Origin of the sequence: Pseudomonas sp. SIMBA_041 (assembly GCF_046535095.1) — a bacterium.
Lineage (GTDB): Bacteria > Pseudomonadota > Gammaproteobacteria > Pseudomonadales > Pseudomonadaceae > Aquipseudomonas > Aquipseudomonas mucoides.
The window spans coordinates 167,950-189,400 of the sequence record NZ_JAWRXJ010000011.1; the positions used below are offsets into that span (position 1 = coordinate 167,950).

A 21,451-nucleotide genomic window follows, 5' to 3' on the forward strand; every position below is an offset into this window, starting at 1 on the left:
ATTCAGCTCCCCCTCTCACTCCGCCGACTACTCACCTCAGCCGGCACATCATCCCCAGCCATGCGCTTGCGAAACAACGCCGCCCGAGCCAGCAACAAGGTCGTCACCGGCACGGTAATCGCCAATAGAATCGGAATCAGCCACGCATGCAGCACCGGCCCCGATTTGAGTGCCGAAAAGTAAATGATCGATGCCAGTGCCACGCACCATGCGCCCAATGTCGAGGCCAACGCCGGCGGGTGCATGCGCTGGAAGTAATCCTTCATCCGCACCAGTCCAATGGCGCCAATGAGCGCAAACAGACTGCTGAGCAGCAGCAGAATCGCCACTGGAATCTCAACCCACAGCGACAGTTCGTCAGTCATTCGATCACCTCGCCACGCAGCAGGAATTTCGCCAGGGCAAACGAGCCAACGAAGCCGAACAGGGCGATCAACAGCGCCGCCTCGAAATAGGTGTCACTGGCATAGCGAATGCCGAGCGTCAACATCATCAGCATTGCGATGATGTACAGGTAATCCAGCGCCAGTACCCGATCCTGGGCCGATGGTCCTTTGAACAGGCGCAGCAGCGTCAGGATCATCGCCACGGAAAACAGGAACAGGCTCGCCAGGATGGCGTTCGACAGCAATGCGCTCATTCGAAAATCTCCATCAAGGGGCGCTCATAGGTCGCCTTGAAGTGCTGGATGAACAGCGCTTCGTCATCCAGATCGAACACATGCAGCAACAGGATGCTGCGATCAAGCGCCAGTTCCGACCAGACGGTGCCAGGCACCACGGTGCAGATCGCCGACAGCGCGGCGAGGCCATTGGCATCGCGCAATTCCAGCGGCACCTTGATGAAGCGCGAGCGGGGCGGACGGCGACCGGCGTTCAGCACGCCCCAGGCCACGGCGAGGTTGGACACCACCACATCGCGACCGACCACCAGCAGCAAGCGCAGGATCACCCCCGGACGACGAATTCGAATGGGCAGCGGTCGCAACCGACGCATCATCAACGGCGCGCAGAAACCCAGCATCACACCGAGCAGCAGGTTGCCAGGGCTGATCGACTGGTTCAGCACCAGCCATAACAGCAAGAGTGCCAAGGACAGCCAGGGAGCAGGGAACAAGCGCTTCATGGTTGCACCTCCGCCATCGCCGCCTTGGCTTCCGGGCTTGGCACCGCACGGGTGCCGAGCACGGCCATCACGTATTGCTGCGGGTTGTTCAAGGCGTCAGCGGCCGCTTGGGTGTAGCGCAGCAGCGCTTCAGCCTTGAAGGTCAACGCAATGCTCAGTCCCAGCAGGACGATGATCGGCACGCATTCAAAGCGGCGCAGCAGTGGTGATGGGCGCTCTTGCGGGGTCCAGAAGCGCTGGATGCCCAGGCGCGAGAATGCGATCAACGAGGCGAGCCCCGACAGAATCAACAACGCCAGCAACCCCCACGCCGCATTCGATACCGGTTCGCCAACGCCATTCCCCAGGCCCAACGGATTGAGAAGGGCGTTGAGCAGGCTGAGCTTGCCGATGAACCCGGAGAGCGGCGGCATGCCGATGATCAGCAGCGCGCAGGCAATAAAGCTCAGGCCGAGGAAGGCCATGGTCCAGGGAATCACCTGGCCGACCACCGCTTTCTGGTCGTCATCGAGGTTGATGCCTTTGAGCGGTTGCGCGGCCGGCGCCGGTCGCGCAATCAGGTCGGCGTCGTCGAACAACGGCAGTTCATTGACCGAACGCGAGCGCTCGATCAACTCGGACAGCAGGAACAATGCACTCAGTGCCAGGGTCGAGCTGACCAGATAAAACAGCGCCGCCGCGATCAGGTTTGGCTGGGCGAAACCAATGGCTGACAGCAGGATCCCGGCCGACACCAGGATGCTCAGGCTGGCCATCTTTTCCAGGCGTTGCGCCGCCAGAATCGCCAATGCCGCGCAGACAATCGTCGCCATGCCGCCGTAGATCAGCCAGTCGCCGCCAAAGTAGGCGGACGCCCCGGCCTGACCGGAGAACAGCAGCGTCCACAAGCGCAGCAAGGTGTAGACACCGACCTTGGTCATGATCGCGAACATCGCCGCCACCGGAGCGCTGGCCGAGGAGTAGGCCGGCACCAGCCAGAAGTTCAGCGGCCACATCCCGGCCTTGGCCAGAAACGCCACCGCGAGAATCCCCGCGCCAGCATGCAGCAAACCGCGATCAGCTTCCGGCACCAGCGGGATTTTCAGCGCCAGGTCGGCCATGTTCAGTGTGCCGGTGACGCCATAGATCAGCGCCGCGCCAATCAGGAACAGCGACGATGCCAACAGGTTGATCGAAATGTAATGCAGCCCCGCCGACACCCGCGGCCGGCCCGAGCCGTGCAGCATCAAGCCGTAGGACGCCGCCAGCAGCACTTCGAAGAACACGAACAGGTTGAACAGGTCGGCGGTCAGGAACGCACCGTACAACCCCATCAATTGAATCTGGAACAACGCGTGGAAGCTTGAACCGGCGCCGTCCCAACGGGCCATGGCGAACAGCAAGGCGCTGACGCCGATGATCCCGGTCAGCACCAGCATCAAGGCCGACAGCCGATCGACCACCAACACCAGGCCGAACGGCACTTGCCAGTTGCCCGGCAGGTACACGCCGATGGAACCGGGCACGCCAGTGGTTTGTGTCCATTGCAGCAGCAACACGGAAATTCCCAGGCCGAGCAGGCTGGAGAACAGGTTGATCTTGGCCTTCAGCGGACGGTGTTTCTCGCCGAGCATCAACATGATGGCGGCGGTCAGCAGCGGCAGCAGAATCGGTGCGGCGATCAGGTGCGTCATCGCATTCATTCTTTAGGCTCCCGGCCATCCACATGGTCGGTGCCGGTCAAGCCCCGGGAAGCGAGCAGTACCACCAGAAACAATGCGGTCATGGCGAAGCTGATCACGATGGCGGTCAGCACCAGTGCTTGTGGCAGGGGATCGGTGTAATGCAACAAGTCCTGCGGCACGCCATCCTTGATGATCGGCTCGCGGCCGATGAACAGGCTGCCCATGCTGAAGATGAACAGGTTGACGCCATAGGACAGCAGGCACAGGCCCATCACCACCTGAAAGGTCCGTGGCCGCAGGATCAGCCAGACGCCGGAGGCCGCAAGCACGCCGATGGCGATTGCGATGACTTCTTCCATCAGACGGCTCCTTGCGTGGCGACGGGTTTAGGCTGGGCCGCGGTTTTGTGGCCGCGAACCGATTGGTGGGCGAGGGCGGTGAGGATCAACAGCGTCGAACCGACCACCACGGCATACACGCCAATGTCGAAAAACAGCGCGCTGGCGATGTGAATGTCCCCCAGTACCGGCAATGAAAAATGCCAGGTGTGGGTGGTGAGGAACGGATAACCGACCGCCATGGCTCCAAGCCCGGTGACCGTGGCGAACAGCAGCCCGGTGCCCATCCAACGCAGCGGTCGCAGGCTCATTTGCGCCTCGACCCACTGCGTGCCGGCGACCATGTATTGCAGGATGAACGCCACCGACATCACCAGCCCGGCGACAAAACCGCCGCCCGGTTGGTTGTGCCCGCGCATGAACAGGTAGAACGACACCACCAGCGCAATCGGCAACAACAGGCGTACCAGCACCGCCGGGACCATCATGAAACCCAGTGCGGTGTCGCTGGCGTGGCGCGGGTTGACCAGGTCAGTGACCACGTCCGGTGCCAACAGGCGTTGCTGCGCCGGCAACTGCAGGCTTTCTTTCGGCGGGCGGAAGCGTCGCAGCAGGGCGAACACGGTCAGGGCCACGGCCACCAGCACGGTGATTTCACCCAAGGTGTCGAAGCCACGGAAGTCCACCAGCATCACGTTGACCACGTTGCTGCCGCCGCCTTCGGGCAGGGCGCGACTGAGGTAGAACGAGGAAATATCGTTGGGCGTCTGGCGCGTCAGCATCGCGTAGGCCAGCAAGGCCATGCCGCCACCGACCCCGGTCGACAACAGCAAGTCGCGGATCCGCCGGATGCGCGCCTTGCGCAGGGTGCTCGGCAGTGGCGAGACTTCTTCGATCCGGCGTGGCAGCCAACGCAGGCCCAGCAGGATCAGCACCGTGGTCACCACTTCGACCGCCAGTTGCGTCAACGCCAGGTCCGGCGCGGAGAACCAGACGAAGGTTACGCAGGTCATCAGGCCGCAGACGCTGACCATGGTCAGGGCCGCGAGCCGGTGATACTTGGCCTGCCACGCTGCGCCGAGGGCGCAGGCAATCGCCAGCAGCCACAGGGTCACGAACACGATGGAGCCGGGGATTTTCGGCCGGTCGCCCCAGCTCAGGCTGCTGTGAAGCATCGGGATCAGCCCGGCCAGCACGGCGGCGAGGACCACCAGGAATAATTGGGTTTGCAGGCGGTTGGTGCTGATCCGGCGCACCAGGCGACGGGCCAGGCGCATCATGATCACCAGGCCGCGCTCGAACAGGCGCTTGCCGTTGAACCGGCCAATCACCGGCGGGTATTTGAAGCGCCCGCGCTTGAGCTGATTGCGCAACAGCAGGTAGAGCACGATGCCACCGGACATGGCGATCAAGCTCATGATCATCGGCGCGTTCAAGCCGTGCCAGATCGCCAGGCTGTATTCCGGCAGGGTTCCGCCGACCACCGGCAGGGCCGCGGCGGCCAGGATGGAACCGACCACTTGCGCCGGGAACATCCCCACCACCAGGCAGGTGAACACCAGCAATTCCACCGGCGCACGCATCCAGCGTGGCGGCTCGTGCGGGGTGTGCGGCAGGTCGGTGGCGGTCGGGCCGAAGAACACGTCGACGGTGAAGCGTAGCGAATAGGCGACGCTGAAAGTGCCGGCGATGGTCGCGACGATTGGCAGGCTCCACTCGACCCAGGCCGTGGCATTGATGAACACGGTTTCGGCGAAGAACATTTCTTTCGAGAGGAAACCGTTGAGCAGCGGCACACCGGCCATCGAGGCGCTGGCGACCATGGCCAGGGTGGCGGTGAACGGAATCAGTTTGATCAAACCACTGAGCTTGCGAATGTCGCGGGTGCCGCTTTCGTGGTCGATGATCCCGGCGGCCATGAACAACGAGGCCTTGAAGGTCGCGTGGTTGAGAATGTGGAACACTGCGGCGACGGCCGCCAGCGGGCTGTTCAAGCCCAGCAGCAGGGTGATCAGGCCCAGGTGGCTGATGGTCGAGTAGGCCAGCAACCCTTTGAGGTCGTTCTGGAACATCGCGCAGTACGCGCCCAGCAACAGGGTGCAGGCGCCGGCGCCGCTGACGATGTAGAACCATTCTTCGCTGCCGGACAACGAAGGCCACAGCCGTGCCAGCAGAAACACCCCGGCCTTGACCATGGTCGCCGAGTGCAGATAGGCCGAGACCGGTGTCGGCGCCGCCATCGCGTGGGGCAGCCAGAAGTGGAAGGGGAATTGGGCGCTTTTACTCAAGGCGCCGATCAGGATCAGGGGTAACAGAATAGGGTAGAGGGCATGTGCGCGAATCAGCTCGCCGGCGGCCAGGACCTTGTCCAGGTCATAGCTGCCGACCACATGGCCGAGGAGCATGACCCCCGCCAGCAGGCACAAACCGCCTGCGCCGGTGACCATCAGCGCCATGTAGGCGCCGCGTCGCGCGTCGCTGCGGTGGTGCCAGTAACCGATCAGCAGGAACGAGAAGAGGCTGGTCAGCTCCCAGAAAAACACGATCTGGATCAGGTTGCCGGAAATCACCAGCCCGAGCATGGCGCCCATGAACGCCAGGAAAAACGCGAAGAACCGGGGCACCGGATCGTCCGGCGACATGTAGTAACGTGCGTACAACGACACCAGCGTGCCGATGCCCAGTACCAGCATCGAGAACAACCAGGCGAAGCCGTCCAGGCGCAGGACGAAGTTAAGGCCGAGGCTTGGCAGCCAGAAGAATTCTTCGCGGATCACTCCGCCATGGGCGATTTGTGGATACAGGAGCGCGACCTGGACCGTGCCGATCAGTGCGATCAGGCCGGCCAGCAGGGGGGCGGTATTGCGTGCGTTGTGTGGCAGGACGGCTGCCAGACAGCTGCCGATAAAAGGCAGAAGCAGTAGAACTATCAGGGACATAGGCTTCTAATCTGCGGAAGTTTGTGAAGCATCATACGTGCCACTCCCAAGATCGCCAAACGCCAAGCTGTCGCAGAATCCTACACGGTAGACGGAAAAAGGCTGATTCACATGGTTTCCAGGGCCAGTTTTTAGCCGGTCTGGCCCCATCGCGAGCAAGCTCGCGATAGCTATCTATCCGGCAACAGAATTATCAAGGTTCAACCGAGGTTTCCCGCTCCAACTCTCCCTCAGCCGCAGTCTCCTTACCTTTGGTCTTCAACTCACTGACAATCACCGCCGCCACAATCAACCCCGCGCCCACCAGCGCAATCGCCGGCAACCGCTCCCCGGCGATCCGCCCGACAATCCCGGCCCACACCGGCTCGCCCGCATAAATCAAGGTCGCCCGGGTCGGTGAAACGCTCTTCTGCGCCCAGTTCATCGCCACCTGAATCGCCGCACTCGCCGCGCCCAGCCCCAACGCGCTGCACAACAGCAGCCAGGAAAAGTCCGGAATGCGTTCCTGGGTCGGCACCACCATCAGAAACGCCAGCACCGAGGTGGTTGCCAATTGCACCACCGTCACCCGCCGCACATCGACCTGACCGGCATAGGTGCTGATCAGAATGATTTCGGCGGCAATCGCAATGGCACTGATCAGCGTGGCGATTTCACCGGGGCTGAAATTGAACGAAGCGCCGGACGGTCCCGACAGCAACATCAGCCCGGTAAACGCCAGCATGATCCCGATGCTCGGCATCAACCCCGGGCGACGTCCCAACACCAGCCATTGCAGCAGCGGCACAAAGGGCACGTACAACGCCGTGATAAACGCCGATTGACTGCTGGGAATGCTCTGCAAGCCCACGGTCTGCAAGCCGTACCCGAGCATGATCGCCACACCGATAAAGGCCCCGGCCTTGAGTTCGAACAAGGTCAGTTCCCGCAAGTGGCGCCAGGAGAACAGCGCCACAAGACTCGCAGCAGCGGCGAAGCGCAGGCCGACGAAAAACATCGGGCCGCTGACGGTCATGGCGTGCTGCACCAACAAAAAGGTGCCGCCCCAGACCATGGTGATCAGCACCAGCACGCACTCGGCTTTGCTGAACCGTGAGAAACGGGGGGAAGAGGAGTTCACCGACGTCATGACCTTGCACGCTACCTGAGGGGGACGCACAATGCGCCGAATGTTGCGCAGTATACTGCCCAACCCCACCAAGTGAGCAATATAGTGCACAAAGATTCCACGCAACGGGCTTCGGTCCTCCAGCACGTCAGCCAAAACGTTCGGCGCCTGCGCCATGCCGCCGACATGAGCCAGACCGCGCTGGCCGAAAAGTCCGGGGTCAGCCGCCGGATGCTGGTGGCCATCGAGGCCGGCGAGAAGAACGTCAGCCTGACCACCCTCGACCGAGTGGCCGAAGCGCTGGACGTGAGGTTCAGCGACCTTATTCAGGCACCGGACGCCCGCGATGCGAGTCGCATCAACGAAGTGGCCTGGGCCGGATTAATCCCCGGCAGCAAAGCTGTTTTATTGTCCAAGGCCACCGCGACTCGCGAAGTGGAGCAATGGGAATGGTGCCTGCAACCAGGTGAAGTTTATCCGTCGCAACCAGATGCCGAAGGCTGGAGTGAACAGATCTACGTGTTCGAAGGCTGCCTGACCCTGATGTTGGGTGATACGCCACAGCACATCGCTGCCGGTGAGTTTTTCATGTTCGCCAGCAACCAGCCTCATGCCTATCGCAACGATGGCCCGGTGGCAGCGCGGTTTGTGCGCAACGTGGTGATCTGACTGTTCGCCGATCAACAGGGGATGGACACTTTGCCTTTCTACAGCTGCACTTTGTTCTCGGAAGGTTCGCCAACCCGTTGAAATAGCTGGAGATATTATTCGGGTACGACGCCTGCAAAAGGTCCTGGCGCCTTTATCAGAATCCCGAGAAGTTGTTTGAGGAGGGGGCGCGGTTGCCGGAAAGTCATCCGGGGGCGGGGTATCGGGAACTGGCGACGTTGCGGAAACTGGAGAAGAAATGGTGTCTGCGTAGACGCCTTCGCGAGCAGGCCCACTCCTACTAAGGGTGGGTTTGTGTGCGGGAGAGCAACCCATTAAGGTGGCACGCAGCAGCTTTCCATTTGACCAATGAGCATGGCATGAGCGAAATCCAAAGCGCACAGACGACCAACGCCATCCGCCACGCCGACATGCTGATCATCGGCGGCGGCCTCAGTGGTGCGATGCTGGCGGCGCAGTTGTTGCGCTTGCCGGGCCGCCGTTCGGTGCTGGTGATCGAACCACGTGCCGAACTCGGTCGAGGCGAAGCCTACAGCGCGGTCGAATTGGGTCATACGCTGAACGGCAACGCAGCGCGGATGAGCGTCGACCCGGACAATGCCGATGACTTGACGCAATGGCTGACCGAGCACATTGCCGCGGGTGGCTGGCCGGAATCGGCTGAGCAACCAGTACCGATCAGCGAGTTGTTCCCGCCACGAGGGCTGTTCGGTGTGTACGTGCAACAACGTCTGGCTGAAGCGCAAGCGGTCGGCGCGTTGAATGGCTCAACCGTCGAGCATGTACAGGCTGAAGTAATCGATCTGCAAACCGACGACGATTCCGTACGGCTGACCTTGAGTGACGGGCAACGCTTGCAGGGCGCTTATGCGGTGCTGGCGACAGGCATGTTCCCCGCCGCGCGCACACCACAGACCGAGTCCAGCGGTTTGAACGCCGCCGCGCTCGATCCGTGGGATGTCGCCGCGATGCGTCAGCTCGATCCACAATCAACGGTGTTGATCATCGGTTCCGGCCTGACCATGGTCGATGCCGTGGTGTCGCTGGAACAGGCTGGGCATCGCGGACCGATCGAAGTGTTTTCCCGCCACGGCTTGCTGCCGCATGTGCGACGGCAACCGCCGGCCTGGGTGGATTTTCTGGCCGCGGATCACAGCCTTCGCACCCCCCGGCAACTGGTGCGCGAACTGCGCCGGCAATGCCGCGAGGCGATCGCCCAAGGTATCGACTGGCAAGCACCGCTCGATACCGTGCGGGCGCACATTGGACGGTTGTGGAATCAGGCCACGGACCTGCAACGTCGGCAGTTTGTGCGGCATGTCCGGCCATGGTGGGAAAGTCATCACCACCGCTCGCCGCCGTTGAGTGCGGCCCTGGTGGAACGGTTGCACCGGGAAGGGCGGTTGCGGATTCAGGCCGCGTCGTTCAAAGGGCTTGAGCCCGTGTCGCAGGGTGGCGTCAGCATCCGCATTCGCCGCCGTGGCGAGGCCGACACCTGTGTGGTGACTGGCGCGGCGTTGATCAACTCCAGCGGTATCGAATACGACTGGCGTCGGGTTGCTCGACCGTTGCCGCAGCAATTGCTGGCGCGCGGACTGATCCAGCCGGGACCATTGGCGCTGGGAATCGCGGCGGTGGTCGACGGTGCCGTACTGGACGGCGATGGCCAGGTCGCCCGTCGCCTGTTCGCCATGGGCCCGCCGTTGCGCGGCATGTGGTGGGAAAGTACCGCTGTCACCGACGTAGCGCTGCAGGCCAAAGCCCTGGCCGCACGACTGGTGGCAGCTGCTTCAGGGATTGCGTAAGGCAAAGAAAAACCCCGGGGAGATCGGATCTGCCCGGGGTTTTGTTCAAACGGTGCAAAAGCGGTTAATCAATAACGCTGATACTTCGAACCGAATTCAGGACGGTTTTCAGCGACGTAGAGTTTGCTTGGCTGGCTGTCTTTGTGATCAAGACCGACCGTGTTCACGTTCAGTGTCGCCGGTTGGCTGACCTTGACGCCGGCGACAACCTGCGAAGTGGTATGCGGGGCGGCGATAGCGGACGTAGCGCCAAGGACCGACAGGGCGAAACCAAGACCGATGATGCTTTTCATGATGTTGCTCCAGAGTGGGGGAAGAAGATGTGGCCACTGTAGTGCTGGAGCCCGGTAATGAAAAAACACCCTTGGGCATAGTCGTTATCGAGAGCGTTGATCCCTGGTCAGCGAGGGGGCGAGGCTTTTTAACCTCATTCCTACAGGGGATCTTTGTTGTTGTGTCGATCTGCACCGAATCAGGCCACCCCGGCCCTTGTCACCGGGTCGGGGTGGAACAGGTGCTTCACTTCACATCAAACCGGTCGAGGTTCATCACCTTGGTCCAGGCCGCCACGAAGTCGTTGACGAACTTCTCCTTCGCGTCGCTGCTCGCATACACCTCAGCCAATGCTCTTAATTGCGCATTCGAACCAAAGACCAGATCCACCCGCGTCCCGGTCCACTTCACTTGACCGGTTTTGCGATCCCGGCCTTCAAACTCTTGAGCCGCTTCGGAGGTCGGTTTCCATTCCACGCCCATGTCGAGCAGGTGGGTGAAGAAGTCGTTGGTCAGCGCTTCCGGTTGCTGGGTGAACACGCCGTGCCGGGTTTGTCCGACGTTGGTGTTCAACACACGCAGGCCGCCGACCAACGCGGTCATTTCTGGCGCGGTGAGCGTCAGCAATTGCGCCTTGTCGATCAACAAGTGCTCGGCCGGTACGCGGTAGTTGGTTTTCAGGTAGTTGCGGAAGCCATCGGCAATCGGTTCGAGGAAGCCGAAGGATTCCACGTCGGTTTGCTCTTGTGAGGCGTCCATCCGTCCTGGCGTGAATGGCACGGTGACGGTGTGCCCGGCATTTTTTGCGGCCTGTTCAACGCCGGCGTTACCGGCCAGCACGATCAGGTCCGCCAGCGAGACTTTCTTGCCGCCGCTGTTGAACTCGTTCTGGATGCTTTCAAGTTTCGCCAGCACGTTCGCCAGTTGTTCCGGCTGGTTGGCTGCCCAGAATTTCTGCGGGGCCAGACGCAGGCGTCCGCCGTTGGCACCGCCGCGTTTGTCGGAGCCGCGGAAGGTCGAAGCCGCCGCCCAAGCGGTGGACACAAGCTGCGAAACCGACAGGCCGGAGGCGAGGATTTTGCTCTTGAGTGCGGCGACATCGCTGTCGTTGACCAAGGCATGATCGACCGCCGGGATCGGGTCTTGCCACAGCAGTTCTTCGTTCGGCATTTCCGGGCCGAGGTAGCGGGAGAGGGGACCCATGTCGCGGTGGATCAGCTTGAACCAGGCGCGGGCGAAGGCGTCGGCCAGTTGATCGGGATTGGCCAGGAAACGCCGGGAAATCGGCTCATAGATCGGGTCGAAACGCAGGGCCAGGTCCGAGGTCAGCATGGTCGGATTGCGCCGTTTGGACGGGTCGTGGGCATCCGGAATGGTGCCGGCACCTGCACCGTTTTTCGCCACCCACTGGTTCGCCCCGGCGGGGCTTTTGCTCAGTTCCCACTCGAAGCCGAACAGGTTTTCCAGGTAGTTGTTGCTCCATTTTGTCGGCGTGGTGGTCCAGGTCACCTCCAGGCCGCTGGTGATGGTGTCCGCGCCTTTACCGGTGCCAAAACTGTTCTTCCAGCCAAAGCCTTGCTGTTCGAGACCGGCGGCTTCGGGCTCGGCACCGACATTGTCGGCAGGTCCGGCGCCGTGGGTTTTACCGAAGGCGTGCCCCCCCGCGATCAGGGCTACGGTTTCTTCATCGTTCATCGCCATGCGGCCGAAGGTTTCACGGATGTCCTTGGCTGAAGCGACGGGATCCGGATTGCCCTCAGGGCCTTCGGGATTGACGTAGATGAGGCCCATTTGCACGGCCGCAAGCGGGTTTTCCAGATTGCGGCCCTGTTCGGTGCGGCTCTCCTCGTTTTCTCCCGGTTCAGCCACGAGTGGGCCGTCGCCGGGTTCTTGCATGGGCTCGTTTTCTTTGCCATAGCGGGTGTCACCACCCAGCCATTTGTTTTCGGAGCCCCAGTACACGTCTTCGTCCGGTTCCCAAACGTCGGGACGACCACCGGAGAAGCCGAAGGTCTTGAAGCCCATGGACTCCAGCGCGACGTTACCGGTGAGTACGATCAGGTCTGCCCATGAAATGTTGCGGCCATATTTTTGCTTGATCGGCCAGAGCAGCCGGCGTGCCTTATCGAGGCTGACGTTATCGGGCCAGCTGTTGAGGGGGGCAAAGCGTTGCTGGCCGGAACCGGCGCCACCGCGGCCGTCACCGGTGCGATAAGTACCGGCGGCGTGCCAGGCCATGCGAACGAACAGCGGCCCATAGTGACCGAAGTCGGCCGGCCACCAGTCTTGCGAATCGGTCATCAGTGCCGTGAGGTCTCTTTTGACCGCGGCAAAGTCCAGTTTTTTGAACGCTTCACTGTAGTTGAAGCCCTCGTCCAGCGGATCGGACAGGGACGAGTGCTGGTGCAGGATTTTCAGATTCAGCTGGTTCGGCCACCAATCGCGGTTCGTCGTGCCACCGCCAGCGGCGTGGTTAAACGGGCATTTCGATTCATTTGCCATGTGCGAGCTACCTTTGGTCGTGTTCATCCGGGCTATCCGGCCCTTTGTGGGTTCTGGAATAGCGACGAGCGAAAGCAATGACACAGGCTGCTGGGCCAGCAGTTCGATTCACTGATTGTTTTGATCACACGGCTATCGGTACAGAAAAAAAGAGGTGCAATCACGGTGGCCCACGGCAGGCTTAGTCATGTTTCTGACTCATTCCTGTCTCCTTATCAGCTCAAAACCGGCCGGCTGACGCCAGCGCTGGGATAAGGTTAGACGCCTATCTGCAAGTCAGCTAATAGGTGGAGTATTCGGGGCTGATAGGTAAAAGCTTTTATGGGAGGCGTCGGAATTGACCGGGGCTGATGGTCCCATCGCGGGTAAGCCCTGCGCCCACAAGGGTTGAGTAAGGCCGGAAGGTAGCTGGCGCCTTGGAGCCACTGCTGCACGGGCGAATCAATTTGATTTGTAGAAGCATCATTTGTAGGCTCCGCCACTTTTATCTCGATCATCACAAGGATTCCTCCATGGGATTGACCAAACGCGACCAGGCTCACATCGAACGCCGTCTGGTCGCCACCCTGACCGATGCCTGTGAAACCGCCAAAGCGGAAGTCGTCGGGTTTGATTGGCTGACCCATGTAGTCGATTACACCGTATTCCCTTCAAGCCTCAGGGTGATCTGGGTTTTTGACACTCAGGCTAATAAGGATCAGGCGTTGGCCGGCGGGCAAGGGGAGCGCATGGTCGAACTGACAGCGATGGCTCTGAGCGACGCGGATGTCATCGTCAATCCGGTATCGGCCCATGTGCAGTTCGATTCTGAAGAGCAATGTCAGCGTGCCAATGATGGCAATTGGCAGCAGCGTCTGGCGCGCAAGCGTTCAATGCGAGGTTGAGCCAGGAGCCCGTACCCTGCAGCCCAAGTCAGAGGCGCGATACGAACTTCTGTTTCAGTGTGTGGGTGATGTGCCTGCTGAAAAAGCGGCAGGCATGACCACGGTCATTGCGCCCCGAACAGCATCGTCCAATACACCCCCTCATCACTGCGCGCATCCGCTGCATACGCCGCGCCGACCTGAGTAAACATCGGGTTCATCAGGTTCGCACAATGCCCGGGGCTGGCCAGCCACCCGGCCATCGCCTTGCTCGGTGAACTCTGCCCGGCGGCGATGTTTTCGCCGATCTGCCTGCCACGGTAACCGGCGGCCCTCGCGCGATCCGCGGGCATATCGCCGTCGGGGTCGCGGTGGGCGAAGTAATTGCCGTAGGCCATGGCCTTGCTGTGGCCTTGTGCGGCGGCACCCAAAGCAGCGTTCCAGCTGAGCGGCCGCGCGGCAGAGAAGCGCTGGCCGCCACACATCCGCGACTTGGCCCGCGCGGCGTTGACCTGCGCCAGCAACGCTTTGCTGACGGCGCGTGTATCGCCGACCTTGCGGTCGAGCACCGGCTGCGCGAGCACCACTTGCCATTCACTTCGGGCGCGGCTGACACCAATGTCGGCGTACTGGCCGTCCAGCAGCGCCCCGCAGTAATCGTCCTGAAGCCTGTCAAACGCTTCATCGGCATCCTGCGCGCCGACCACCCGTATGCTGCGTACGGTCACTGCTGAATAGCCGGAAGCCTTCAGCCGATCGCGCAAACCGCCGCCATAACCGATGGGCAATGCCAGGTTGGAATTCAGCGCCAGCGGTGCCAGGCGTTGTGCCGGGCGCCTGTCGCAGCGCTGGGGATGGGCACGGTAATCGTTGATCGCCGCCACCAGTTGGCGTTCGCCATTGGCATGAGCGGGGGAGGCAAATAGAGCAAACACAGGCAAAAGACACAGCGAGGCGCAGCGCAAGGCGAGGACGGTCGGGTGCATGAGGCGGACAGCTCTGATCAGAGACGACGGTAAGTGGGATTTCAAGGCGCCTGTATGACTGGGGTTTTGAGACTAGGTTCAGGAAGGAGGGGCGCAAAAACAGCGGCGTTGCCTACCGCGTGTCGCAAAATGCGAAAAGTGCCGGTCCTGCCTTAAATATGTGGCGTTTGCAGTCGATAGCGTTTTCATAATGCCGACGTGCCAACAGAGGGCTGCACCATGTCTATAAAACTCCGTTTACTCTTGTTGATTGGCACCAGTTTGCTGACCGCGCTGATCGTCAGCCTGGTCAGTTACGTGGGCAACACACAGATGGCTGACGCAGTGAACGAAAGCGAGGTCAGCATGACGGCGCTGCGCAATCACCTCGAAGCCGACATGATGCACGACGCCCTGCGCGCTGACGTGCTGTCGGCGATGCTGGTGGGCTTGGGCAAAAGCACCAGCAGCAAGGCTGACGTCCACAGTTCCATCGAGGAGCACGCAAAGCATTTTCGTGACGTGCTGGGTGAAAACCTCAAGCTGCCGGTCAACGACACTCTCAAGACTGCACTGAACAAGGTCAAACCGAGCCTCGACACCTACATCAGCGCCGCCGAGCGTATCGTTGGCCTGGCGCTGGAAAATCCTGAAGCTGCGCAAAAGGAACTGGGCACTTTCAATACCGCGTTCAGCCAACTGGAAGACCAGATGGCGGCCCTCAGCGAGTTGATCGAAACCAACACGCAGCAGACCAGCCAAGGCACGGCGCAAGTCATCCACAGCGCCAACTTCACCCTCGGCGTGGTGCTGATCGCCAGCCTGGTGTTGCTGTTGATTCAGGGGCGCTGGGTGATTCTGAGCATCATGGGGCCGTTGCAGACCGCCAGCCGGATTGCCCAAAGCATCGCCCACGGCAACTTGAGCGAACCGATTGTCGAGCCGACACAAAAGGACGAAGCCAGCGCGTTGATCCGCAGCCTGGCGACCATGCAGCGCGATCTGCGGGGTATGATCGAGGTGGTACGCAGCAATGCCCATGGCGTCAGCGGCATGAGTGATCAACTGAGCAGCGGTTGCCATCAGGTCGCTGACAGCAGTCAGCAGCAAAGCGCCGCCGCCAGCACCATGGCCGCCGCCGCCAGCGAAATGACCGCCAGCATTGAGGAAATCACCCGCCACGCCGAACGCGCGCTGGACATGGCTAACCAGGCCGAGTCACTGGCCAAGGATGGCGGTCGGGTGATCCATCAGGTTGTCGAAGACATGGACGGCATCGCCCGTTCCGCGCAGCAGTCGGCTCAGGTGATTCGTACGCTGGACAAGGAGTCGGAAGGGATTTTCAACATCATTCAGGTGATCAAGGGCATCGCTGACCAGACCAATCTGTTGGCGTTGAACGCCGCCATCGAAGCCGCCCGTGCCGGTGAGCAGGGCCGTGGCTTTGCCGTGGTCGCCGACGAGGTGCGCAACCTCGCCGGCCGCACCAGCGCCTCCACTCAGGAAATTGCCAGCATGGTCGCGCGCATCCAGCAAAGCACCCGCGAAGCGGTAACCAGCATGGAAGCGGGCGTGGCGCAGGTCGACAAAGGCATGGCCGTGACCGCCGATGTTGAACGGGCGATTCGTGAAATCCTCGACGCGACACTGAGCACCACGCAACTGGTCAACGACATTACCCGCACCATCGGCGAGCAAAGCCTGGCCAGCAACGAAATCGCGCATCAGGTGGACATGATTGCGGGGATGTCGGAAGGCAATAGCAAGGTGATTGGGCAGACGGCGTCGACGACCGATGAGTTGTCGAGTCTGGCGGGGAAACTGTCGCAGTCGGTGGATCGGTTCAGGCTTTAATTGATGGTGTCTGTATAGACGCCATCGCGAGCAGGCTCACTCCTACATGGGTTTTGTAAACGCCCGAGATCCAATGTAGGAGTGAGCCTGCTCGCGATGGCAATAGCCCAAACAAAACAAATCCAAAGCCTTAAAGATACTTATCCGTCACAGCCCCTTCCGAAGCGCTCGACACGGTTTTGGCATACTTCGCCAACACCCCACGCTTGTACTTGGACTCGGGCCGCACCCAACGGGTCTTACGCTCGGCCAACACGGCATCGGAAACATCCACCGTAATCAGCCGGGTTTCGGCGTCAATGGTGATCCTGTCGCCATCCTCAACTAACGCAATCGGCCCACCCTCAAAGGCCTCCGGCGTGATATGCCCCACGACAAAACCGTGCGAGCCACCCGAAAAACGCCCATCTGTAATCAACGCGACTTCCTTGCCCAAGCCTTTACCCATCACCGCCGAAGTGGGCGACAGCATCTCGCGCATACCCGGACCGCCCTTGGGCCCTTCGTAGCGGATCACGATCACATCGCCCGCCTTGACCTCGCCATTGAGAATCCCCGCCAGCGCGCCTTCCTCTCCGTGATAAACCCGCGCCGTGCCTTCAAAGCGCAAACCTTCCTTGCCGGTGATCTTGGCCACGGCACCGGTGGGTGAGAGGTTGCCGTGCAGCACCACCAGGTGCGAGTCCTTCTTGATCGGCGTGTCGAAGGGCAGGATCACGTCCTGGCCTTCGGGATAGTCGGGCACGTCTTTGAGGTTGTCCGCCAGGGTCTTGCCAGTCACCGTCAGCACATCACCGTGCAGCATGCCGGCGGCGAGCATGCGTTTCATCAGCGGCTGGATACCGCCAATGGCCACCAGTTCACTCATCATGTATTTGCCGCTGGGGCGCAGATCGGCCACCACTGGCGACACTTTGCCCAGCTCGACGAAGTCGTCCAGGGTCAGGTCAACATCCACGGCATTCGCCATGGCCAGCAGGTGCAACACGGCATTGGTCGAGCCGGCGAGGGCGATGACCACGCGGATCGCATTTTCAAAGGCCTGGCGGGTCATGATGTCGCGGGGTTTGAGGTCCAGCTTGAGCAGCTCCATCACTTGCTGGCCGGCGCGAAAACTGTCTGAGGCCTTGTCAGTGCCGACCGCGTCCTGAGAACTGGAACCGGGCAAACTCATGCCCAACGCTTCAATGGCCGAGGCCATGGTGTTGGCCGTGTACATCCCACCGCAGGAACCGGGACCGGGAATCGCCACTTCTTCAATCTGCTTGACCTGGATCTCGCTGATATCCCCCCGTGCATGCTGGCCCACGGCCTCGAACACGGAAATGATGTCGGTATGGCCCGCGCCGGGACGAATCGTGCCGCCATACACGAAAATCGACGGACGGTTGAGCCGCGCCATGCCGATCAGGCAGCCCGGCATGTTCTTGTCACAACCGCCGACGGTCACCAGCCCGTCAAAGCCTTCGCAACCGACCACCACCTCAATCGAATCGGCGATCACCTCCCGCGACACCAGCGAATACTTCATGCCTTCGGTGCCGTTGGCGATGCCGTCGGAAATGGTGATGGTGTTGAAAATGACGCCTTTGGCGCCCGCCGCGTTGGCGCCTTTTTCGGCCTCAAGGGCGAGCTTGTCGATGTGCATGTTGCACGGCGTGACCATCGCCCAGGTGGACGCGATGCCGATCTGTGGCTTCTTGAAGTCGGCATCGGTGAAACCCACGGCGCGCAGCATGGCGCGGGCGGGCGCGGCTTCGACGCCGTCGATGACCTGGGAGGAGTATTTGCGCAGATCGTCTTTGTCGCTCATGACTTTTGCTCACATCAGCAGACCGTATCGGCAAGGATTGAAGTCTAGACCCGGGTGCGGCAAAAATCAGTTCCCCTGCGCGCACACCTCACGAACGCAGTCGCGCAACCACCGATGCGCCGAGTCCGCATCCATGCGCGGGTGCCAGAGCATGGAGATCGTGATCGGCGGCGTCGGGATCGGCAGGGAAAAACTGTGCAACCCCGCGCGTAGGTTTTGCGTGTGCCGTTCGGGGACGGTCGCGATCAGGTCCGAGGCGCGGGCCAGTGCCAGTGCCGCGGAAAAACCGCCGACGATGGTGACGATGTCTCGTTCCAGCCCCAGTGATTGCAACGCCTCATCCATCGGCCCGCGGTCCCGCCCACGACGCGAGACCAGAATGTGCCGGCCAGAGGCGTAACGGGCGGGGGTAATCTCGCCTTCGCTCAACCCATGTCCGGCGCACGTCACGCCGATAAAGCGGTCCTGAAACAACGCACGGGTGCGCACTTCGGGGCTGGTGGTGTCGCCGACCACGCCGGTTTCCAGATCGACGCTTCCATCGCGCAGCAGCGCGCTGTCCTTGTTGAGTTTCTGCAGGAAGTGCAAACGCACGCCGGGCGCTTGCTCGCTGAGACGGGCGATGAGTGCCGGGCCGAAGTTTTCGACGAAGCCGTCGCTGGTGCGCAGGGTGAAGGTTCGGGTCAGGTGCTTGAGGTCGAGTTGCTCGGCGGGGCGCAGTACCGCTTCGGCGTGCTGCACCAATTGGCTGACTTGTTCGCGCAGTTCCAGCGCTCGCGGTGTCGGCACCAGCCCACGGCCGGCGCGCACCAGCAGCGGGTCGCCGGTGGTTTCGCGCAAGCGCGCCAGCGCACGACTCATCGCCGACGGGCTCAGGCGCAAGCGTTGAGCGGCGCGCGCCACACTGCCTTCGGCGAGCAAGGCATCAAGGGTAATCAGCAGGTTCAGATCGGGCGTGGTCATGGCTGAACGTTAGCACGACTTGGCGGTGGCATGGCGTTGTGTGCAGGTATCAAGTGCAAACGCTGCGTCTTCCGCCATGCCAGCAGCGCGCTTACGCTGAAAGCCAATCTTTCAGAAGGGGCCTGCCCATGAAAACCCTCACGCCATCCACCCCGGTCCGCTGGGCGCTTGCCAGCCTTTCGCTGTCAATGTTGATGCCTTCCCTCGACACCAGCATCGCCAATGCCGGATTGCCGACGTTGGCTCAGACCTTTGATGCAGCGTTTCAAGATGTGCAATGGATTGTCCTGGCGTATCTGCTGGCGATCACGACGTTGATCGTCAGCGTCGGGCGGCTCGGTGACTTGATCGGGCGCAAACGCTTGTTGTTGGGTGGGATCGTCATTTTCACCCTGGCTTCGCTGGCCTGTGGGCTCGCGCCTTCGCTGGGCTGGCTGGTGGCGGCCCGTGCCGTGCAAGGTCTGGGCGCGGCGATCATGTTGGCGCTGACCGTGGCGTTTGTCGCGGATACGGTGCCGAAAGCGCAAACCGGCAACGCCATGGGCTTGCTGGGGACGATGTCGGCGATGGGCACCACGCTGGGTCCTTCGTTGGGCGGTGTGCTGATTTCCGGGTTCGGCTGGCAGACGATTTTTCTGGTCAACGTGCCGTTGGGTGTTTTGAATGTTGTACTCGCTTACCGCTGTTTGCCGGCAGATCGGCCGGTAGCTCGGCGTAGCGCTTTCGACTTCCCCGGGACGCTGCTGTTGGCGCTGACGCTCGGTGCGTATGCGCTGGCCATGACGTTGGGTGAAGGGTGGGTGCTGCTGATTGCTGGTATCGGTGGTGGGGTTTTCCTGTGGGTCGAGGCGAGATCCACGTCGCCCCTCATCAAGCTGGCGATGTTCCGTGAACGTGGGCTGAGTGCGAGCCTGGCCATGAGCGCCTTGGTGTCGACGGTGATGATGTCGACGCTGGTGGTGGGGCCGTTTTATCTCTCGGGTACGCTGGAGCTGAACGCCGCGCTGGTCGGGTTGACCTTGTCGGTCGGTCCGCTGGTGGCGGCGCTGGGCGGGGTGCCGGCGGGGCGTCTGGTGGATCGATTCGGGGCGCAGCGCATGATGGTGTTCGGGCTGGTCACCATGGCGTTGGGCGCCGGGGTGTTGGCGATTATGCCGGTGGGTTTTGGTGTGCCTGGCTACGTCGTTCCCATCGCGGTGATCACGGCCAGTTATGCGCTGTTTCAGGCGGCGAATAACACCTCGATCATGACCGGTGTCAGCGCCGATCAGCGCGGGGTGATTGCCGGGCTGCTCAGTCTGTCGCGCAATCTGGGGTTGATCACGGGAGCCTCGGCGATGGGGGCGGTGTTTGCCGGTAATGGCATGCGGGTGACGTTTGCGGTGGCGGCGGGGTTGATTGTCCTGGCGCTGGTTATTGCATTGCCTGCCCGCAAACGCCAACTCGCCGCTGCCTGAATATTGCAGCCACCGCAGTCCCTTGTGGGAGCGAGCAAGCTCACTCCCACAAGGGACTGCGGCGGTGCGAGGGGCTCAGGAAACCTGTGTTTGAAGCTTGGCCAGGATCAGAGCGGCCGGATCGTCAGTTTTGCCATCGTCGGCTTTTTTCTGGTCCGACCCATCCGTCACCACACCCGCGAGAATTTCAGCCAGGTTGTGAAAATGCCCGGACTTTTTCTCGGTCGGATCCGAACCACCACCCTGGTTCAACGCCGCTTCCAGCGACAAGTGCTGGGTCAGCCATTGCGGCGTGTTCTTTTCCTCGGGGCTCATGTTGTCGAGAAAATCCAGGGCCGCATGGGCACGGGCGACCGGGTCGTTGGCGAACGGGTCTTTCCAGTTTTTTTCCTGATCCGCCGGGCCGCTGTAATAACCGGTGGCGAGACGGCCCTGCTGGCGCATCAAGGCCTGGGCCGAGGCTTGTTCATCCGCGGTGAACTTGCCGCCTTCATTGGTGGCGACGGCGTTCAGCGAGCGTCGATCAAGGTCGCCGAACAGCGCGTTACGGTCTTCATCGGTCTTGGCGTACGGCTTGCCGCTGGCGGTCATCTGCGCGTATTTTTCATCCATGCGCTTGCGCGCATCGGCGGCGACTTCCGGGAAGGTCTTGTCCTTGGAGCTGGAGACCGCACCGGGCTTGGACGCACCCAACACGAGCGCATCGGCATTCATCCCCGCGCGCACCGGAAAGTACGGCGCATTGCCGACGATTGAGCTGCTGTAATCGGTGGAGGTGCTGGAGAGGCTCACCGAATCGGTGTTTGAGGCCTTGGCCTGCGCCGTGTCGTCTTGAGCGACCGGCTGCCGGGCAGTGGCAGACTTCGAATCGACGGCCGCCGCGTAGGCTGACATCGCCGCATTCGTTGAAGTTGAAACAGTGATCATTGTGCTTCCTTGGCGAGGAACGCTCGCAAGTGAGAGCGATAAGACGCTCGATGCCGGACACCGTACGCCGTATCCATGACGCTTTCATTGTATCGGCGGCGATACCTTCTACTTGAAAGCGTTCGCCGGTCAATGCAACGAATCCCGCCACAGGGCCTCATATAAAAACGAGCGACGCCCTATGAA

Annotated in this window: 18 protein-coding genes and 1 pseudogene; 6 read left to right on the forward strand and 13 right to left on the reverse strand. The window is 61.5% G+C overall.

Features of this window, described 5'->3' with window-relative positions; translation table 11 throughout:
* Positions 1-2: 2 nt before the first annotated feature.
* From SB725_RS24830 to SB725_RS24860, 7 genes are all read right to left on the reverse strand, one after another.
* Complete coding sequence (locus SB725_RS24830) at positions 3-365, reverse strand: Na+/H+ antiporter subunit G (RefSeq protein ID WP_027924694.1); 363 nt, start codon at positions 363-365, stop codon at positions 3-5.
* A complete protein-coding gene (locus tag SB725_RS24835; protein WP_027924693.1) occupies positions 362-640 on the reverse strand; it encodes a K+/H+ antiporter subunit F in 279 nt (92 codons plus the stop codon). The genes SB725_RS24830 and SB725_RS24835 overlap by 4 nt, the downstream gene beginning before the upstream one ends.
* Entirely contained in the window at positions 637-1,125 is a 489-nt protein-coding gene (locus SB725_RS24840; RefSeq protein ID WP_410922712.1) for a Na+/H+ antiporter subunit E, read from the reverse strand. Before SB725_RS24840 ends, SB725_RS24835 begins: the two co-directional genes overlap by 4 nt.
* On the reverse strand, positions 1,122-2,807 hold the full coding sequence (locus tag SB725_RS24845; protein WP_410922713.1) for a monovalent cation/H+ antiporter subunit D: 1,686 nt from the start codon (positions 2,805-2,807) through the stop codon (positions 1,122-1,124). The genes SB725_RS24840 and SB725_RS24845 overlap by 4 nt, the downstream gene beginning before the upstream one ends.
* Complete coding sequence (locus SB725_RS24850) at positions 2,804-3,148, reverse strand: Na+/H+ antiporter subunit C (RefSeq protein ID WP_007944721.1); 345 nt, start codon at positions 3,146-3,148, stop codon at positions 2,804-2,806. The genes SB725_RS24845 and SB725_RS24850 overlap by 4 nt, the downstream gene beginning before the upstream one ends.
* Positions 3,148-6,066 carry a monovalent cation/H+ antiporter subunit A gene (locus SB725_RS24855; protein ID WP_059182707.1) on the reverse strand — a complete coding sequence of 973 codons (2,919 nt, stop codon included), beginning with the start codon at positions 6,064-6,066 and terminating at the stop codon, positions 3,148-3,150. The genes SB725_RS24850 and SB725_RS24855 overlap by 1 nt, the downstream gene beginning before the upstream one ends.
* 193 nt (positions 6,067-6,259) lie before the next feature.
* Positions 6,260-7,285, reverse strand: coding sequence for a DMT family transporter (locus SB725_RS24860; protein ID WP_194940286.1), 1,026 nt, complete (start codon positions 7,283-7,285; stop codon positions 6,260-6,262).
* Between SB725_RS24860 and SB725_RS24865 the strand changes: the two genes are divergently transcribed.
* Entirely contained in the window at positions 7,280-7,843 is a 564-nt protein-coding gene (locus SB725_RS24865) for a helix-turn-helix domain-containing protein (RefSeq protein ID WP_027924688.1), read from the forward strand. The two genes, SB725_RS24860 and SB725_RS24865, sit on opposite strands and share 6 nt — an antisense overlap.
* A 359-nt stretch (positions 7,844-8,202) precedes the next feature.
* On the forward strand, positions 8,203-9,648 hold the full coding sequence (locus SB725_RS24870) for an FAD/NAD(P)-binding protein (protein ID WP_410922714.1): 1,446 nt from the start codon (positions 8,203-8,205) through the stop codon (positions 9,646-9,648).
* Between the two features lie 68 nt (positions 9,649-9,716).
* Here the strand turns inward: SB725_RS24870 and SB725_RS24875 are convergent, their stop codons facing one another.
* Entirely contained in the window at positions 9,717-9,941 is a 225-nt protein-coding gene (locus SB725_RS24875; protein ID WP_027924686.1) for a hypothetical protein, read from the reverse strand.
* Positions 9,942-10,167: 226 nt separating this feature from the next.
* Positions 10,168-12,423 carry a catalase/peroxidase HPI gene (katG, locus tag SB725_RS24880; RefSeq protein ID WP_410922715.1) on the reverse strand — a complete coding sequence of 752 codons (2,256 nt, stop codon included), beginning with the start codon at positions 12,421-12,423 and terminating at the stop codon, positions 10,168-10,170.
* Between the two features lie 512 nt (positions 12,424-12,935).
* Between katG and SB725_RS24885 the strand changes: the two genes are divergently transcribed.
* Positions 12,936-13,307, forward strand: coding sequence for a hypothetical protein (locus tag SB725_RS24885; RefSeq protein WP_410922716.1), 372 nt, complete (start codon positions 12,936-12,938; stop codon positions 13,305-13,307).
* 104 nt (positions 13,308-13,411) lie between these two features.
* Here the strand turns inward: SB725_RS24885 and SB725_RS24890 are convergent, their stop codons facing one another.
* Complete coding sequence (locus SB725_RS24890; RefSeq protein ID WP_027924683.1) at positions 13,412-14,272, reverse strand: CAP domain-containing protein; 861 nt, start codon at positions 14,270-14,272, stop codon at positions 13,412-13,414.
* 219 nt (positions 14,273-14,491) lie between these two features.
* Between SB725_RS24890 and SB725_RS24895 the strand changes: the two are divergent.
* Positions 14,492-15,247 (forward strand): annotated as a pseudogene (locus tag SB725_RS24895) (MCP four helix bundle domain-containing protein); the annotation flags it as partial.
* Positions 15,248-15,379: 132 nt separating this feature from the next.
* Positions 15,380-16,105 (forward strand): methyl-accepting chemotaxis protein, encoded by a 726-nt coding sequence (locus SB725_RS24900; RefSeq protein WP_410922736.1) that lies wholly within the window; start codon positions 15,380-15,382, stop codon positions 16,103-16,105.
* 130 nt (positions 16,106-16,235) lie between these two features.
* Here SB725_RS24900 and ilvD read toward each other — a convergent pair whose 3' ends face one another.
* Entirely contained in the window at positions 16,236-17,918 is a 1,683-nt protein-coding gene (gene ilvD / locus SB725_RS24905; protein WP_027924681.1) for a dihydroxy-acid dehydratase, read from the reverse strand.
* 66 nt (positions 17,919-17,984) lie between these two features.
* Positions 17,985-18,881, reverse strand: a complete 897-nt coding sequence (locus SB725_RS24910) for a LysR family transcriptional regulator (protein ID WP_194940279.1) — start codon at positions 18,879-18,881, stop codon at positions 17,985-17,987.
* A 128-nt stretch (positions 18,882-19,009) separates the two neighbouring features.
* Here SB725_RS24910 and SB725_RS24915 point away from each other — a divergent pair, with 128 nt between their 5' ends.
* Positions 19,010-20,338, forward strand: a complete 1,329-nt coding sequence (locus SB725_RS24915) for an MFS transporter (protein WP_410922717.1) — start codon at positions 19,010-19,012, stop codon at positions 20,336-20,338.
* Positions 20,339-20,413: 75 nt separating this feature from the next.
* Here the strand turns inward: SB725_RS24915 and SB725_RS24920 are convergent, their stop codons facing one another.
* Positions 20,414-21,265, reverse strand: coding sequence for a hypothetical protein (locus SB725_RS24920; protein ID WP_027924678.1), 852 nt, complete (start codon positions 21,263-21,265; stop codon positions 20,414-20,416).
* Positions 21,266-21,451 lie beyond the last annotated feature (186 nt).